The following is an 18,382-nucleotide window of genomic DNA, read 5'->3' as shown; positions in this document are numbered from 1 at the left end:
ATAGTCCATCATATTCAATAAAATATTTATTTTTTTAATGTATTTAATAATTTAGCTTTTATATAAGTAAATTAGGAGAGATAAAATTTCAACGAACAATTTATAAAACTAAACTTAAGTATGGTCATACAATGAATATAAAGAAACTGTAAGAGATGTACCGTTTAAAAACATATTTAGTCAGCAACGACTTTACGAAAAAACCTGATCATTTGATCAGGTTTTTCTTTTTAATAAAGCTCTTAGAAATTAATCCGCGCGGCGCCAAATGGTACCTTGACGTGTATCTTCCAGTACTACACCTTGAGCAAGCAAAGACTGACGGATTTCATCTGCACGGGCAAAGTCTTTATTTTTCTTGGCATCTACACGTTGTTGGATGAAATCTTCAATATCAGCTTCGGATAACCCAAGTGCTTCTTGACCAATGTCTGATTTTAAAAAGTCATCTACATTGTATTGAACCAAGCCAAGGATATTGGTCAAGTGGCGTAACGTAGAATAATAAAGCGTAGATTGCGCTGCATTCTCTTCTTTAACCGCACGATTCAATTCTTTAATAATTTCGAATAAAACTGCAATTGCTTCAGATGTATTGAAGTCATCACGCATTGCTGAATTAAAGCGCTCGACGAGCGTTTCATCTAACAGGTCTGTGGTTTTATTGCCATAGACTTGTTGATACGCTTTAAATGCATGATAAAAACGAGAAAGCGTAGTTTTTGCTTCTTTTAGTGCAAAGTCCGAGAAGTTTACAGGGCTACGATAGTGTGATGACACAATAAAATAACGAATCACTTCAGGATGGAATTTCTCCATCACATCACGAATGGTAAAAAAGTTGCCTAAAGATTTAGACATTTTTTCGCCATCGACATTGATAAAGCCAACATGCATCCAGTAGTTTACATATTGTTCATCTGTTGCTGCTTCTGATTGCGCGATTTCATTTTCATGATGTGGGAATAAAAGATCTGAACCGCCACCATGAATATCGAAATGATTGCCTAAGCAGCAAGTTGACATTGCTGAGCATTCAATATGCCAACCTGGACGGCCATTACCCCAAGGTGAAGCCCATGAAGGCTCATTTTCTTTAGCATGTTTCCATAGCACAAAGTCAAATGGATGCTTCTTCTCAACTTCAACATCAACACGTTCAGAAGCGCCAGCTTGCATATCGTCAAGTTTACGTCCCGAAAGTCGGCCATAGTTCTTAAATTTTTCAACTTCAAAATAGACATCGCCATTTGCAGAAGGGTAAGCCGTGCCTTTATTGACAAGGTTACCAATCATATTCTGCATTTGATCGATGTAATCTGTTGCGCGTGGTGCCTCATCAGGTGCTAAGCATCCTAGGTTTTCGGCATCGTCATTCATCGCCTTGATAAAACGATCGGTCAAAGCTGTAATGCTTTCGCTATTTTCATTGGCACGCGCAATAATTTTGTCATCGATATCTGTGATGTTACGAACGTATTTAACATTCCAACCTTGGCTACGTAAAAAACGAATAATGTAGTCAAAAGCAACCATCACCCGAGCATGGCCTATATGACAGTAATCATAAACTGTCATACCGCACACATACATGTCGATATGTCCTTCTTTACGGGGAACAAATTCAACTTTTTTTCGTTGCTCAGAGTTGTAAAGAACAAATGGTTGCATAGGTTTTCTAAAGGCTTCAACAAAATGATGATTAATCTTAACCTAAGCTCCATATTTCATAAAGTTTTATACGTTATTTTTCTAAGAAAATGAAATTTATACATTTAGGAAAGCAGCCTATTGTATTGCTATGCTAAAATAGCAAAAATATTCCATTCGATATTCAAAACTCTTTATAGAGTTAAGGTTAGCCCATTTTGAATCCTGAAAATAAATCAAATCAAGTTGATTTTCAAAAAGTTGCACTTGAAACTTTACGCATTGAAGAACATGCCATAGAGATTTTAGCGACTCAAATTGATGAACGCTTTACGCGCGCATGTGAAATTATTTTACAGTGCCAAGGTCGTTTAGTGATTACGGGTATGGGGAAATCTGGGCATATTGGGCGGAAAATGGCAGCAACTTTCGCATCAACAGGCACACCATCATTCTTTATGCATCCTGGTGAAGCAGGGCATGGCGATTTGGGTATGTTGGTCAAAGGTGACGTGTTGATTGCAATTTCAAACTCTGGAAAGAGTGATGAGATTATGATGTTGATGCCACTGATTAAGTATTTGGAAGTGCCTTTAATTACCATCAGTGGTGATGACAAAGGACCCATGCCACAAAATGCAGATGTTGCGTTGACACTTGGAAATATCAAAGAAGCATGTCCATTAGGTTTAGCGCCAACCTCAAGTACTACTGCAACATTGGTATTGGGCGATGCACTGGCTGTGGCGCTATTAGATGCACGTGGTTTTACTGCAGATGATTTTGCAATGTCACATCCTGCTGGTGCATTGGGTAAACGTCTGTTGTTACATGTAAAACATTTGATGCGTACAGGCACTGATTTACCTAAAGTATTTCCTGATACACCTATGAATAAAGTTTTGTACGAAATTTCCAATAAGCGTTTAGGTTTAACCACTGTTGTCGATGAAAATGACACCTTATTGGGCATATTTACCGATGGTGATTTACGCCGTTTAATTGATAGACAGCAAGGTTTTGATGTGAACTTGCCTGTTTCCGCGGTGATGGTTCAAAATCCTTCAACCATTTCTAAAGAAGCACGTGCAGTTGAAGCTTTAGAAAAAATGAATGAAAAGAAAATTAGTCAATTTATTGTCGTTGATGATGCCAATAAAGTGATTGGTGTAATTAGTATGCATGACCTGATTCAAGCTGGAGTAAATTAATCAATGGCTTCTTATGTTTTACTGGAACAAGCGCGTCATATTGAAGCATTGGTTTTAGATGTAGATGGAATTTTGAGTGATGGTTTTGTGACGTTGACCAATACTGGGGATGAAATTAAATCCTTTGATATTCGCGACGGATTAGGCATGAAGCTGGTGCAAAAATCTGGAATTAAAGTCATCATTATCACAGGACGTAAAAGTAATATTGTTGAAAAACGTATGGCTGATCTGGGTGTGGATTTGGTCTTTCAGGGGCGTGAAGACAAAGGGACTGCACTTAAAGAAGCTTGTGCTCAATTCAATTTAGATCCTGAAGACTGTTTATATATGGGCGATGATTGGCCAGATCTTTCAGCCTTTGCAATCGCAGGGATGAAAGTCACTGTACCCAACGGGCATGTTGAAGTGCGTCGTCGAGCAGATTTAGTCACTCAGGCGATGGGTGGGCGTGGAGCTGTGCGTGAAGTCTGTGATATGTTGCTGATGGCAAAAGGCACTTACCAAGAATTACTTGAAAAATATACAGCTATACCGCATTAATAGCGTAAATTCAGATTGATCAAATGTTGAATGTAATTTATGGATACTAAGGTTTTATATGTGACTGCAGTTGTCATCGCGGCAATCAGTGGTGGCTATTACTATTACAGTGGGAAAGGCAAAAAGTTGGATGCGAATTCAGCCAAAAGCATGACGTATACTGCTGAGGGTATCCAGTTGGTCCAAACAGATGAAAAGGGCAATCTTTATGTTCGTGCTCAAGTGGATCGTTTAGAACAAGATTTACAAAGAAAAACTTCAACACTGAGTAACCTCAATGCTTCGATGTTTCATCAAAATAAAGTTGATTCAACTTTTTTTGCAAAACAAGCACGAGGATTTAATGACAATGAAAAAGTCGTTTTATCTGGACAAGTTAAAGCGACCAAGATTGGTGAACGAGGGACCATGGAATTTCAGACAGACGAGTTAACGGGGTATCCTAAAATACGTCAGTTTGAAACGACTCACCAAGTGACTGTTAATGCACCTGATGCAGAATTTATTAGTCAGGGTTTAAAAGCTGATTTAAACCAAGGTCAATATGAATTTGCACATATTCGAGGAAAGTATGTACCTAACTAAGCCTTTTTTAATGAAACAATCTTTCCTAATAAAAGCGATCTGCACTGCCGGTTTAATGGGCTTGTCTGCAGCAGCATTTGCATTACCGTCAGATCGTAATCAGCCAATCTCATTGGTTGCAGATAAAGCAACCTATAATGAAGCTGCGGGTGTAACGACATATACCGGTAATGTCATCATTGAGCAAGGTACAATGAAGCTTCAAGCTGCTTCAATTGTGGCTCAATTGAATAAAAATAAGCAAATTAGTACCATTACTGCCACTGGCGGCCCAGCAAAGTTTCAACAACAAGTTGATACGGCAAAGGGTGTTGCTCGTGGGGAAGCACAAAAAATTATTTATAATGCCGAAACAGGTATTATTAATTTAATTGGTAATGCTTATTTATATCAAGATGGAGCAAGTATTCGCAGCAGTTCATTAAAATATAGTATGAACAAAGGCGATATTGAAGCTTCTGGTAGTTCAAATAGCACAGGTTCAGCGAAAGGACGTGTACAAATTATTATCCCGCCAAATAGTACCAAGTCTTTCCCTGGAGCGCGTGATTAATGACAGCATCGAATCAGCCTCAAGTGCTTTGTATCAAACATTTAGCAAAAGTTTATAGTAAACGTTGGGTGGTCAAAGACGTTTCATTCAGTATGCAAAGTGGACAAATTGTGGGTTTGCTTGGGCCGAATGGTGCGGGTAAAACCACCAGTTTCTATATGGTCGTTGGTTTGGTGCGAATGGATAAGGGCGAAATTCATCTTGATAATGAAGATATTTCTGATTTAGCTATGCATCAGCGCGCACGTAAAGGAATTGGTTATCTTCCACAGGAAGCTTCAATTTTCAGAAAGTTGACGATTGCTGAAAATATCATGGCCATCCTTGAAACACGTAAAGATTTAAATAAACAGCAGCGCCAACAACGCCTCAAAGAATTATTGGAAGATTTTAAAATCACCCATATTAAAGATTCTCTTGGAATGAGTGTGTCAGGTGGTGAACGCCGTCGTGCAGAGATCGCACGCGCACTAGCAGCTGATCCAAAATTTATGCTTTTGGATGAACCTTTTGCAGGTGTCGATCCAATTTCGGTAGGTGATATTAAAGATATTATTCGCCAGTTAAAAGATCGTGGGATCGGGGTTTTGATTACCGACCATAATGTTCGTGAAACTTTAGCGATTTGTGAGCATGCTTATATTGTGAGTGAAGGTGCTGTGATTGCGGAAGGTACGCCAGAAGAAGTGTTGGCAGATGAAACCGTGCGCCAAGTGTATTTGGGTGATGATTTTACCGTCTAACCACTCAGATTTTTTTAAAAAGATGAAGGATCACCTTCATCTTTTTTTTTATTTTTTGAGACCAAAATTTTAAAAATTCCAATTTTGATTCAATATTTTATTAATTATTATTTCATTTAAATTTAACAACATAGTTTTAATGTGATGCTCTTCACATACAGAGAAATGTGTTACATGTTTTGTTTAAAATTTAATCTAAGTCAAATTCTTAAGTTTCTATAATACCCATAAAAATTAAATGGGAATTTATTATTTTTAAGCGCTATGAATAGTATGGGGATAATAGAATGTTCCGTTTTAAAAGGGTAAGACTATTAATAAAATTTAAATAAATTTATAAAAGTGATCATTGATAATGTTAGTAATGAATATAAAGTGATAATTAAATTTAATCACAATAAATTAGTAAAATAAACAAGTAAGATTTTAACTAAATGATAATTGCATCACAAAGTAATGGTTTTAAAAAAGATCAATCATTTAGCCATTATAGACAAGCACTGTTTTTTATATGTATATGTGATTTTAATATTAAAAATATACACTTGTGAAATTTATCTCACTTATTTATCTTTTTTGCATAACAGTAAATTATAAGACGGAAAAAATATTATGAAAAACATCACTATTTATGAAAAAGGAACAGCTAAGGTTCTCACTCAAGATTTAGTTAATAAACACTACTCAGTGTATAAAGTAAATCTTGATAGCGCAGAAATAGCCAAGATTGTAAAAGTTAATAATAATTTGGAGGTTTATTTAAAAAATGGAGAAAAAGTTGTTATTGATGATTTCTTTATTGGTGAAAAACCAAAAGAATTTACAATAGACTTCCGTCATAAATCAAAAAACGTACAATTTATTTGATCTTAAATTAATCAGCAAAATTATTTAATTCAAGGGATAATCCTTGGATGAAATTCAAAGATATTCAAAAATTATCAGACGTTAAGTTTCGTAGGCTTACCGGTGTTAGTTGGGCTACATTTAACCTCATGTTGGCCGAGCTAAATAAGCATTTACCTCGTCATATTGGTAAAGGACGACCGCATAAATTACCGTTGGAAGATCGCTTGCTCTTATGTATAGAATATTGGAGAGAATATCGAACATTTTTCCATCTTGGTATGAGTTACGGTGTATCTGAAACGAGTGCAATTCGTATCACACGTGTTATTGAAGATACCTTAATCCGTTCTGGAAAATTTAACTTGCCAAAACAACTTCCTAATCGAGATGAAGTGGATTGGGAAGTTGTTGTGATTGATGCAACTGAAATATTAGTTCAACGTCCAAAAAAAACAGAAGAAATGGTATAGCGGTAAAAAAAAGCGACATACCTTTAAATTTCAGCTATCTATGCACTATACAACAGGTGAAATACTGAGTGTATGTGGAAGTCATGGAAGCATGCATGATTTTAAAATATTTAAAAAAAGTATGAGGAAATTAAAATTTAAGCCCTTTTTTATCGTTGATAAGGGGTATTTAGGGATAAAAAAATTGGGTTTTGGATGCCTCATGCCATCTAAAGCAAAGAAAACTGAAAAATTAGATTCTGAATTAAAAAAGTTAAATAGAGAGATTGGTCGTAGACGAATTCAAGTAGAGCATGTATTTGGAAGGATGAAATGTTTTAAGATTTTATCTTGTGTATATAGAAATCGTCGTAAAAGATTAAACCTGCGGTTTAATTTACTTGCTGGCATATACAATTTAGATTGGGTGAAAGATAAACAATTAAATTGATTGAAAAATGATTTATGAAGGAAGTCTAATAGAAACTGCAGATGGAAAGCATTATTTACTTAACTTTCTTGAATTTGATGCAACTGGCACTGTAACTAAAATTGATTATTTAGGGATTACCGATTTTCAAGAGTATTTAGTTGGCCATCATAGTGCTGTACCTGCATGGGCATGGGTTGCAGCTGCAGCTGGGGCGATCGGAATTGCAGCAGCATCAGGGGGAAGTGGTGGCTCAAGCCATTCAGGAAGTGGTGATAAAACAGGACCAAAACTAAGCTATGATATTTTAGATAATCAGAAAATTAAAATCACTGCAGATGAAGCAAGTAAAATTACAATAGTCGATGCGAGTGGTAAAACAATTGGATCAGGACAACTAAATCAAGCAGGTGCGCTTGAAATTAATTTAACAAGACCTTTGGTTGATAATGAAAAAATTACTATTACAGCAACGGATAATGCGGGTAATAAAACAACTGAAACAATAAATGTGGGTGATGTTACAAAACCTGAAGTCGAAATAAATATTATTGATAATGATACTATTCAGGTCAATTCAAATGAACCTGGTAGTAAAGTTATAATTAAAAATGAAGCAGGACAAATAATTGCTGAGGGTGTAATTGGTCCTGATGGAAAATTAATAGTTGATTTAAATACGCCTTTAACTGACGGCAGTAAGATTATTGTTGACGTTATTGATGCCGCAGGGAATCAAACAGAAAAAGTAATTACAGTAGGTGATGTAACACCGCCAATTATTAGTACAACTATTCAAGATGCGACCCATATTCAAGTCACTTCAAATGAAGCTGGTCAAGTTAAAATCACGGATGGTCAAGGTAATGTAATTGGTACAGGTACAATTACAGGTAATAACACGGTTGATAATATTCAATTAACACGACCACTTACAGACGGTGAAACTATTAAGGTTACTGTGACAGATGGTGCTGGTAATCCAAAAACAGTTGAAATTACAGCAGGTGATGTAACTGCTCCTGTGATCACTACAACCATTCAAGACGCAACTCATGTTGAAGTTACTTCAAATGAAACGGGTCAAGTTAAAATCACGGATGGTCATGGTAATGTAATTGGTACAGGTACAATCACCGGTAATAACACGGTTGATAATGTTCAATTAACACGACCACTTACAGACGGTGAAACTATTACGGTCACTGTGACAGATGGTGCAGGTAATCCAAAAACAGTTGAAATTACAGCAGGTGATGTCACAAATCCACAATTTCAATCTGCGCATGTGGATAGTTCAGGAACACAATTAACCCTTACCTATAGTGAAGCGTTGGATAGTGCTAACTTACCTCCATCGAGCAGTTTTTCGGTTAATGTGGGTGGCCAACTTGTTAATGTGACAGGTATATCAGTCAATGGTAATGTCGTGATATTGACTCTCGGTACACCAGTGACAGCAGGTCAAGCGGTGACGGTGGGTTATACCGATCCAACCACGGCTAATGATCCAAATGCGATCCAAGATGCAGCTGGCAATGATGCGGCAACACTTCCACCGACAGCGGTAGACAATGGTTCGATTATTCCTGGTGGCGATACCACAGCACCGACCTTTGTCAGCGCGACAGTGGATCTATCGGGTACTACATTGACCCTGACCTATAATGAAGCGCTTGATCCATTACATCCACCAGTTGCAGGCGACTTTGCAGTGACTGCAGATGGTCAGCTTGTCCCTGTAACAGGTGTTGTGGTGGTGGGCAATAACGTGGTGTTAACCTTGGGTGCACCAGTGACTTTAGGTCAAGCGGTGACCGTGGGTTATACCGATCCAACCACGGCTAATGATCCAAATGCGATCCAAGATGCAGCTGGCAATGATGCGGCAACACTTCCACCGACAGCGGTAGACAATGGTTCGATTATTCCTGGTGGCGATACCACAGCACCGACCTTTGTCAGTGCCACAGTGGATCTATCAGGGACTACATTGACCCTAACCTATAATGAAGCGCTTGATCCATTACATCCACCAGTTGCAGGCGACTTTGCAGTGACTGCAGATGGTCAGCTTGTCCCTGTAACAGGTGTTGTGGTGGTGGGCAATAACGTGGTGTTAACCTTGGGTGCACCAGTGACTTTAGGTCAAGCGGTGACCGTGGGTTATACCGATCCAACCACGGCTAATGATCCAAATGCGATCCAAGATGCAGCTGGCAATGATGCGGCAACACTTCCACCGACAGCGGTAGACAATGGTTCGATTATTCCTGGTGGCGATACCACAGCGCCTACATTTGTCAGCGCGACAGTGGATCTATCGGGTACTACATTGACCCTGACCTATAATGAAGCGCTTGATCCATTACATCCACCAGTTGCAGGCGACTTTGCAGTGACTGCAGATGGTCAGCTTGTGGCTGTCACCGGTGTTGTGGTGGTGGGCAATAACGTGGTGTTAACCTTGGGTGCACCAGTGACTTTAGGTCAAGCAGTAACCGTGGGTTATACCGATCCAACCACGGGCAATGATCCAAATGCGATCCAAGATGCAGCTGGCAATGATGCGGCAACGCTTCCAGCAACAGCGGTAGACAATGGTTCGATTATTCCTGGTGGCGATACCACAGCACCGACCTTTGTCAGCGCCACAGTGGATCTATCAGGGACTACATTGACCCTGACCTATAATGAAGCGCTTGATCCATTACATCCACCAGTTGCAGGCGACTTTGCAGTGACTGCAGATGGTCAGCTTGTCCCTGTAACAGGTGTTGCGGTGGTGGGCAATAACGTGGTGTTAACCTTGGGTGCACCAGTGACTTTAGGTCAAGCGGTGACGGTGGGTTATACCGATCCAACCACGGCTAATGATCCAAATGCGATCCAAGATGCAGCTGGCAATGATGCAGCAACACTTCCACCGACAGCGGTAGACAATGGTTCGATTATTCCTGGTGGCGATACCACAGCGCCTACATTTGTCAGTGCCACAGTGGATCTATCGGGGACTACATTGACCCTAACCTATAATGAAGCGCTTGATCCATTACATCCACCAGTTGCAGGCGACTTTGCAGTGACTGCAGATGGTCAGCTTGTCCCTGTAACAGGTGTTGCGGTGGTGGGCAATAACGTGGTGTTAACCTTGGGTGCACCAGTGACTTTAGGTCAAGCGGTGACGGTGGGTTATACCGATCCAACCACGGCTAATGATCCAAATGCGATCCAAGATGCAGCTGGCAATGATGCAGCAACCCTTCCAGCAACAGCGGTAGACAATGGTTCGATTATTCCTGGTGGCGATACCACAGCACCGACCTTTGTCAGCGCCACAGTGGATCTATCAGGGACTACATTGACCCTGACCTATAATGAAGCGCTTGATCCATTACATCCACCAGTTGCAGGCGACTTCGCAGTGACTGCAGATGGTCAGCTTGTCCCTGTAACAGGTGTTGTGGTGGTGGGCAATAACGTGGTGTTAACCTTGGGTGCACCAGTGACTTTAGGTCAAGCGGTGACGGTGGGTTATACCGATCCAACCACGGCTAATGATCCAAATGCGATCCAAGATGCAGCTGGCAATGATGCAGCAACCCTTCCACCGACAGCGGTAGACAATGGTTCGATTATTCCTGGTGGCGATACCACAGCACCGACCTTTGTCAGTGCCACAGTGGATCTATCAGGGACTACATTGACCCTAACCTATAATGAAGCGCTTGATCCATTACATCCACCAGTTGCAGGCGACTTTGCAGTGACTGCAGATGGTCAGCTTGTGGCTGTCACCGGTGTTGTGGTGGTGGGCAATAACGTGGTGTTAACCTTGGGTGCACCAGTGACTTTAGGTCAAGCGGTGACGGTGGGTTATACCGATCCAACTACGGCTAATGATCCAAATGCGATCCAAGATGCAGCTGGCAATGATGCAGCAACCCTTCCACCGACAGCGGTAGACAATGGTTCGATTATTCCTGGTGGCGATACCACAGCACCGACCTTTGTCAGTGCCACAGTGGATCTATCAGGGACTACATTGACCCTAACCTATAATGAAGCGCTTGATCCATTACATCCACCAGTTGCAGGCGACTTTGCAGTGACTGCAGATGGTCAGCTTGTCCCTGTAACAGGTGTTGTGGTGGTGGGCAATAACGTGGTGTTAACCTTGGGTGCACCAGTGACTTTAGGTCAAGCGGTGACCGTGGGTTATACCGATCCAACCACGGCTAATGATCCAAATGCGATCCAAGATGCAGCTGGCAATGATGCGGCAACACTTCCACCGACAGCGGTAGACAATGGTTCGATTATTCCTGGTGGCGATACCACAGCACCGACCTTTGTCAGTGCCACAGTGGATCTATCAGGGACTACATTGACCCTAACCTATAATGAAGCGCTTGATCCATTACATCCACCAGTTGCAGGCGACTTTGCAGTGACTGCAGATGGTCAGCTTGTCCCTGTAACAGGTGTTGTGGTGGTGGGCAATAACGTGGTGTTAACCTTGGGTGCACCAGTGACTTTAGGCCAAGCGGTGACCGTGGGTTATACCGATCCAACTACGGCTAATGATCCAAATGCGATCCAAGATGCAGCTGGCAATGATGCGGCAACACTTCCACCGACTGCGGTAGACAATGGTTCGATTATTCCTGGTGGCGATACCACAGCGCCTACATTTGTCAGCGCGACAGTGGATCTATCAGGGACTACATTGACCCTGACCTATAATGAAGCGCTTGATCCATTACATCCACCAGTTGCAGGCGACTTTGCAGTGACTGCAGATGGTCAGCTTGTCCCTGTAACAGGTGTTGTGGTGGTGGGCAATAACGTGGTGTTAACCTTGGGTGCACCAGTGACTTTAGGTCAAGCGGTGACCGTGGGTTATACCGATCCAACCACGGCTAATGATCCAAATGCGATCCAAGATGCAGCTGGCAATGATGCGGCAACACTTCCACCGACAGCGGTAGACAATGGTTCGATTATTCCTGGTGGCGATACCACAGCGCCTACATTTGTCAGCGCGACAGTGGATCTATCGGGTACTACATTGACCCTGACCTATAATGAAGCGCTTGATCCATTACATCCACCAGTTGCAGGCGACTTTGCAGTGACTGCAGATGGTCAGCTTGTCCCTGTAACAGGTGTTGCGGTGGTGGGCAATAACGTGGTGTTAACCTTGGGTGCACCAGTGACTTTAGGTCAAGCAGTAACCGTGGGTTATACCGATCCAACCACGGGCAATGATCCAAATGCGATCCAAGATGCAGCTGGCAATGATGCGGCAACGCTTCCAGCAACAGCGGTAGACAATGGTTCGATTATTCCTGGTGGCGATACCACAGCACCGACCTTTGTCAGCGCCACAGTGGATCTATCAGGGACTACATTGACCCTGACCTATAATGAAGCGCTTGATCCATTACATCCACCAGTTGCAGGCGACTTTGCAGTGACTGCAGATGGTCAGCTTGTCCCTGTAACAGGTGTTGCGGTGGTGGGCAATAACGTGGTGTTAACCTTGGGTGCACCAGTGACTTTAGGTCAAGCGGTGACGGTGGGTTATACCGATCCAACCACGGCTAATGATCCAAATGCGATCCAAGATGCAGCTGGCAATGATGCAGCAACACTTCCACCGACAGCGGTAGACAATGGTTCGATTATTCCTGGTGGCGATACCACAGCGCCTACATTTGTCAGTGCCACAGTGGATCTATCGGGGACTACATTGACCCTAACCTATAATGAAGCGCTTGATCCATTACATCCACCAGTTGCAGGCGACTTTGCAGTGACTGCAGATGGTCAGCTTGTCCCTGTAACAGGTGTTGCGGTGGTGGGCAATAACGTGGTGTTAACCTTGGGTGCACCAGTGACTTTAGGTCAAGCGGTGACGGTGGGTTATACCGATCCAACCACGGCTAATGATCCAAATGCGATCCAAGATGCAGCTGGCAATGATGCAGCAACCCTTCCAGCAACAGCGGTAGACAATGGTTCGATTATTCCTGGTGGCGATACCACAGCACCGACCTTTGTCAGCGCCACAGTGGATCTATCAGGGACTACATTGACCCTGACCTATAATGAAGCGTTGGATAGTGCTAACTTACCTCCATCGAGCAGTTTTTCGGTTAATGTGGGTGGCCAACTTGTTAATGTGACAGGTATATCAGTCAATGGTAATGTCGTGATATTGACTCTCGGTACACCAGTGACAGCAGGTCAAGCAGTAACCGTGGGTTATACCGATCCAACCACGGCTAATGATCCAAATGCGATCCAAGATGCAGCTGGCAATGATGCAGCAACACTTCCACCGACAGCGGTAGACAATGGTTCGATTATTCCTGGTGGCGATACTACAGCACCGACCTTTGTCAGCGCCACAGTGGATCTATCAGGGACTACATTGACCCTGACCTATAATGAAGCGCTTGATCCATTACATCCACCAGTTGCAGGCGACTTTGCAGTGACTGCAGATGGTCAGCTTGTCCCTGTAACGGGTGTTGCGGTGGTGGGCAATAACGTGGTGTTAACCTTGGGTGCACCAGTGACTTTAGGTCAAGCGGTGACGGTGGGTTATACCGATCCAACCACGGCTAATGATCCAAATGCGATCCAAGATGCAGCTGGCAATGATGCAGCAACCCTTCCACCGACAGCGGTAGACAATGGTTCGATTATTCCTGGTGGCGATACTACAGCACCGACCTTTGTCAGCGCCACAGTGGATCTATCAGGGACTACATTGACCCTGACCTATAATGAAGCGCTTGATCCATTACATCCACCAGTTGCAGGCGACTTTGCAGTGACTGCAGATGGTCAGCTTGTCCCTGTAACGGGTGTTGCGGTGGTGGGCAATAACGTGGTGTTAACCTTGGGTGCACCAGTGACTTTAGGTCAAGCGGTGACGGTGGGTTATACCGATCCAACCACGGCTAATGATCCAAATGCGATCCAAGATGCAGCTGGCAATGATGCAGCAACCCTTCCACCGACAGCGGTAGACAATGGTTCGATTATTCCTGGTGGCGATACCACAGCACCGACCTTTGTCAGCGCCACAGTGGATCTATCAGGGACTACATTGACCCTGACCTATAATGAAGCGCTTGATCCATTACATCCACCAGTTGCAGGCGACTTCGCAGTGACTGCAGATGGTCAGCTTGTCCCTGTAACAGGTGTTGCGGTGGTGGGCAATAACGTGGTGTTAACCTTGGGTGCACCAGTGACTTTAGGTCAAGCGGTGACGGTGGGTTATACCGATCCAACCACGGCTAATGATCCAAATGCGATCCAAGATGCAGCTGGCAATGATGCAGCAACGCTTCCACCGACTGCGGTAGACAATGGTTCGATTATTCCTGGTGGCGATACCACAGCGCCTACATTTGTCAGCGCGACAGTGGATCTATCAGGGACTACATTGACCCTGACCTATAATGAAGCGCTTGATCCATTACATCCACCAGTTGCAGGCGACTTTGCAGTGACTGCAGATGGTCAGCTTGTCCCTGTAACAGGTGTTGTGGTGGTGGGCAATAACGTGGTGTTAACCTTGGGTGCACCAGTGACTTTAGGTCAAGCGGTGACCGTGGGTTATACCGATCCAACCACGGCTAATGATCCAAATGCGATCCAAGATGCAGCTGGCAATGATGCGGCAACACTTCCACCGACAGCGGTAGACAATGGTTCGATTATTCCTGGTGGCGATACCACAGCACCGACCTTTGTCAGTGCCACAGTGGATCTATCAGGGACTACATTGACCCTAACCTATAATGAAGCGCTTGATCCATTACATCCACCAGTTGCAGGCGACTTTGCAGTGACTGCAGATGGTCAGCTTGTCCCTGTAACAGGTGTTGTGGTGGTGGGCAATAACGTGGTGTTAACCTTGGGTGCACCAGTGACTTTAGGTCAAGCGGTGACCGTGGGTTATACCGATCCAACCACGGCTAATGATCCAAATGCGATCCAAGATGCAGCTGGCAATGATGCGGCAACGCTTCCACCGACAGCGGTAGACAATGGTTCAGTTGTTCTTCCGCCACTTAATGCTGTAAATGATGAGTTTGCATTAAATCTAGGTCAAGAAGTTCGTGAAAACCGTACAGAAGTTGCGGGTTCAGATATCGCAGTTGTTGATCTTTTAGGGAATAATGCTACTGGTCTAGATTTTTCAATTCCACAAACGACAGGAAGTGCAGGTAAGGCAACGACTGGTAATATTTCGGTCACAGTTTCGCAACAAGACCTGATTTCGGTCGGTGAGGCTGTTCAGATTGTTATTTATCAGCAAACCGCCAATGGACCAGTGGAGGTTGCACGTGGTAGTAGCCAAGGTGGAATTGTCACAGTTGGTGGTATTGGAATCATTGGTGTCGTGAATAGTAACGACTCAATTAAACTCGATTTCACTAATTTACCTGAAGGTAATTATACAGTTGCAGTTAAAGCAGATGATAGTGCTCTAACGACTTTACTCAAAGATGTTGCTATTAGTGATCTTGGAGGCGAAGGAGAAATTCTGGGGGCTTCAAATGCAGCAGCTATCGGAGTAGCAATTAATGCAGTACTTGGCCCAGTATTGGGTGCTCCAATTCTCGCTTTAGTCAATACAATCTTAATCCCTGTTAATACAATCGGTTTACCACTTTCAAGTGTAGTGAACCAGTTACTAGATGTATTACCAATTGGAGTAATTGATTATATTGTTAATGCTGCGGTTGCTCCTTTATTATCAAACTTATTAACGATTTATGAAAAAACAAATATTAGCGTAACGGGAACTGAAGAAGTTTTTGCTAACTATGCATTAACAGGCAATGTTTTTGCTGATAATGGCAATGGACAAGATGTAGTCAGTGGTGGTTCGATCATTGAAATAGATGGTGCGTCTGTTACACCAGGTACTGTTACGATTCAAGGAGAGTATGGAAGCCTTGAAATTAATACTCTAACAGAAGCCTTTACCTATACGGTGACAGCCGGAGAAGCAGCTCTTGGAAAAACTGAAATATTTGATTATAAGCTGTCGAATGGAACAACATCTGACACAGCTCAAATCATTATTAATATTGCAGGAACGCCAGCAGACCCAGGTGAATTAACACCACCAGATCATGTTGATCAGGTTGTTGCTCATGATGACCTTGCAACTGTTAAAAATTATCATGAATCCGCGGGTGATGATGTTGGTGTACATGGTCGAGCTTCACAATTATTGGGTGTAAATTTACTCGGATTAAATATCTCTTTAGGTAATACAGTACCATTTAATTTTGAAGTTGAAGAAAACAGCACGTCAAGTATTCATGTCAATGTAAGCGGTAGTGTTGTAAGTGCTGCGATAGGCGGTCTTATTGGTGCTTTATTAGGTACGGCAGATAAGTTTTTCAATGCTGTACTTGAACGTCAATATGTGGATGAAAATGGTGTAATACAAAAAGAACACTTCATCGTGGAAGATGCTGTAAAGCTAACTCCACCTGGATTATTGGGCATTATCTTTAATTATTCTGGTCAGATTAATTTAGATAATTTGCCACCAGGCGTTTATACCATCGCACTGCAAGAGAAACCAACGGATTCTGGTTTATTACAACAAATCTTGAATTTATTGGATTCGACAGCATCTGCACAGTTATTTGGTGGTGTTGAATTAACCATGCAAGACCAGACCAATAAATATTTAGGTTCAAGTACCATAGAAGGAAATGTAATTACAAGTGTGGATGGTGCAGATGAAGTAAATACAACAACATTTGTCACTAAAGTGGCCAATGAAGTGGGGGATCCTGCAGTCACATTATCAGGTGCAAACACGGTTGTGGTTGGTGCTTACGGAACACTTTATATTTCTCCAAACGGACATTATAAATATGTAAGTAATGGTAATCCTGCGGATATTGGTAAGGTAGATACATTTACCTATACGATCAAGGACTTTAATGGTAGTGAAGCGTCTGCGCATTTGAATATCCGTATCGATGGTGATAACTCTGGCGTGGTTTGGGATAATACAAATCCTCAAAATGATGTTTCTCTTCCAACCCCAATCATTCTAGACAATGCAGAGCATGTCGCTATTGGTGCTGTAACGAATGTGGTGCAAACAGTAAGTGAGACGACTCAAGGTGCTAGTTTTGCAGTGGCAGGTTCATTAGGTGGTGGTAGTGGTACTTATGTTCCGACAACATTTAGTGTGGCGAATACAGACTCTTCACATGTTGTAGTTAAAGTAAATATACCATCTGCAATTTCTTTATTACCTACGGTTGTTCTTACAATCAAAGATCAAAGTGGTACAGTTGTTGGTACGATAACCGGTAAGCCTCTTCTCAACGCACTTGGAAGTTCAATAACTGTTGACATGCCTAATTTAGGACCAGGAACCTATACAATTACGGCATCTGTGTCGGGTAATGTAGGTTTTGGATTTAATGCTACAGTGAGCTTAGCGCAAGACATTACTCACTATAATGAAATTGCCCCAGTAACTCCTGCTGCAATTACTGGCAATATGTTGACAGATGATACTTATAATCCATCTTATGCAAAATTCAGTATTGATACGGGGAGTGGCCACTTTGTTGAAGTGGGATATAATGGCGTAACTGTACAAGGTGAATATGGCAGTCTGTTCGTGAAAAGTGATGGAAGCTATGTGTATACACCGAGTGCAGGCGTAATTGGTCGTCAAGAAGTATTCGATTACAAACTCTCTGTTTTTGGTCAAGATCATATAGCATCTCTTACAGTAACTGTTGATGCAATAACGACTGGTGATGCTCTACGTAATACACTGATTAGTGGTGAACTGAATGATACCTTTACAGGTCATGCTGGTTCAGATGTACTTGTATATCATGTATTGGAAAGTGCAAGTGCAAGTGGTGGAAATGGTGTTGATCATTGGACAGACTTCCATTCTGGAAATGTGAACACTGATACGAATGCAGACATCATTGATATTTCTGATTTACTGATTGGTTTTAACAGTACAAATATCACAGCTGATTTAACAGCATCGGCAAACTATTTGAAAAACTATCTTGGTGTAAGAGTTGATGGTAATAATGTCACACTCACCCTAGATCGTGATGGTGCAGGAACTACGTACACTGGCAAAACTGATTTACTCCAATTGGATAATTTGGCGCAATCAGGTGCTGCATTTAACGGCAAAACTGAAGATGATATCTTAAAACTCTTGCTTCAAAATCATCAGCTTGTCCTATAATTTAGTGAGTGAATAGAAAAAACCCTAAGTTCGCTTAGGGTTTTTTATTGTCCAATGTATTTTAAAAGCACGTTATAATGGC

The 18,382-nt window shown here is 42.3% G+C and carries 9 protein-coding genes and 1 pseudogene; 9 read left to right on the top strand and 1 reads right to left on the bottom strand.

Translation table 11 applies throughout. The features are described 5' to 3' along the window. Positions 1-249 precede the first annotated feature (249 nt). Positions 250-1,671 (bottom strand): cysteine--tRNA ligase, encoded by a 1,422-nt coding sequence (gene cysS / locus MTO68_RS14770; RefSeq protein WP_004822587.1) that lies wholly within the window; start codon positions 1,669-1,671, stop codon positions 250-252. A gap of 197 nt (positions 1,672-1,868) precedes the next feature. Between cysS and MTO68_RS14765 the strand changes: the two genes are divergently transcribed. From MTO68_RS14765 to MTO68_RS14725, 9 genes and pseudogenes are all read left to right on the top strand, one after another. Next, positions 1,869-2,861: a KpsF/GutQ family sugar-phosphate isomerase gene (locus MTO68_RS14765; RefSeq protein WP_004822585.1), complete on the top strand. Its 993-nt coding sequence runs from the start codon at positions 1,869-1,871 to the stop codon at positions 2,859-2,861. Between the two features lie 3 nt (positions 2,862-2,864). Beyond that, on the top strand, positions 2,865-3,404 hold the full coding sequence (locus MTO68_RS14760) for an HAD-IIIA family hydrolase (RefSeq protein WP_004724342.1): 540 nt from the start codon (positions 2,865-2,867) through the stop codon (positions 3,402-3,404). Between the two features lie 39 nt (positions 3,405-3,443). Then, positions 3,444-3,989, top strand: a complete 546-nt coding sequence (gene lptC, locus MTO68_RS14755) for an LPS export ABC transporter periplasmic protein LptC (RefSeq protein WP_004822582.1) — start codon at positions 3,444-3,446, stop codon at positions 3,987-3,989. Positions 3,990-3,999: 10 nt separating this feature from the next. Beyond that, positions 4,000-4,542: a lipopolysaccharide transport periplasmic protein LptA gene (gene lptA / locus MTO68_RS14750; protein ID WP_085942773.1), complete on the top strand. Its 543-nt coding sequence runs from the start codon at positions 4,000-4,002 to the stop codon at positions 4,540-4,542. Further along, positions 4,542-5,285: an LPS export ABC transporter ATP-binding protein gene (lptB, locus tag MTO68_RS14745; RefSeq protein ID WP_004724336.1), complete on the top strand. Its 744-nt coding sequence runs from the start codon at positions 4,542-4,544 to the stop codon at positions 5,283-5,285. Before lptA ends, lptB begins: the two co-directional genes overlap by 1 nt. A 612-nt stretch (positions 5,286-5,897) precedes the next feature. Next, positions 5,898-6,152 (top strand): BapA prefix-like domain-containing protein, encoded by a 255-nt coding sequence (locus MTO68_RS14740; protein WP_244013099.1) that lies wholly within the window; start codon positions 5,898-5,900, stop codon positions 6,150-6,152. Positions 6,153-6,199: 47 nt separating this feature from the next. Beyond that, positions 6,200-6,604: a transposase family protein gene (locus MTO68_RS14735; protein WP_008942454.1), complete on the top strand. Its 405-nt coding sequence runs from the start codon at positions 6,200-6,202 to the stop codon at positions 6,602-6,604. A 37-nt stretch (positions 6,605-6,641) separates the two neighbouring features. After that, a pseudogene (locus MTO68_RS14730) lies at positions 6,642-7,034 on the top strand (transposase family protein); the annotation flags it as partial. 7 nt (positions 7,035-7,041) lie between these two features. Continuing rightward, entirely contained in the window at positions 7,042-18,300 is an 11,259-nt protein-coding gene (locus tag MTO68_RS14725; protein WP_244013097.1) for a BapA/Bap/LapF family large adhesin, read from the top strand. Positions 18,301-18,382: the final 82 nt, after the last annotated feature.

The organism is Acinetobacter sp. NyZ410 (genome assembly GCF_022828975.1).
GTDB classification, from domain to species: domain Bacteria; phylum Pseudomonadota; class Gammaproteobacteria; order Pseudomonadales; family Moraxellaceae; genus Acinetobacter; species Acinetobacter guillouiae.
This window is presented reverse-complemented; position numbering and strand designations above follow the sequence as displayed.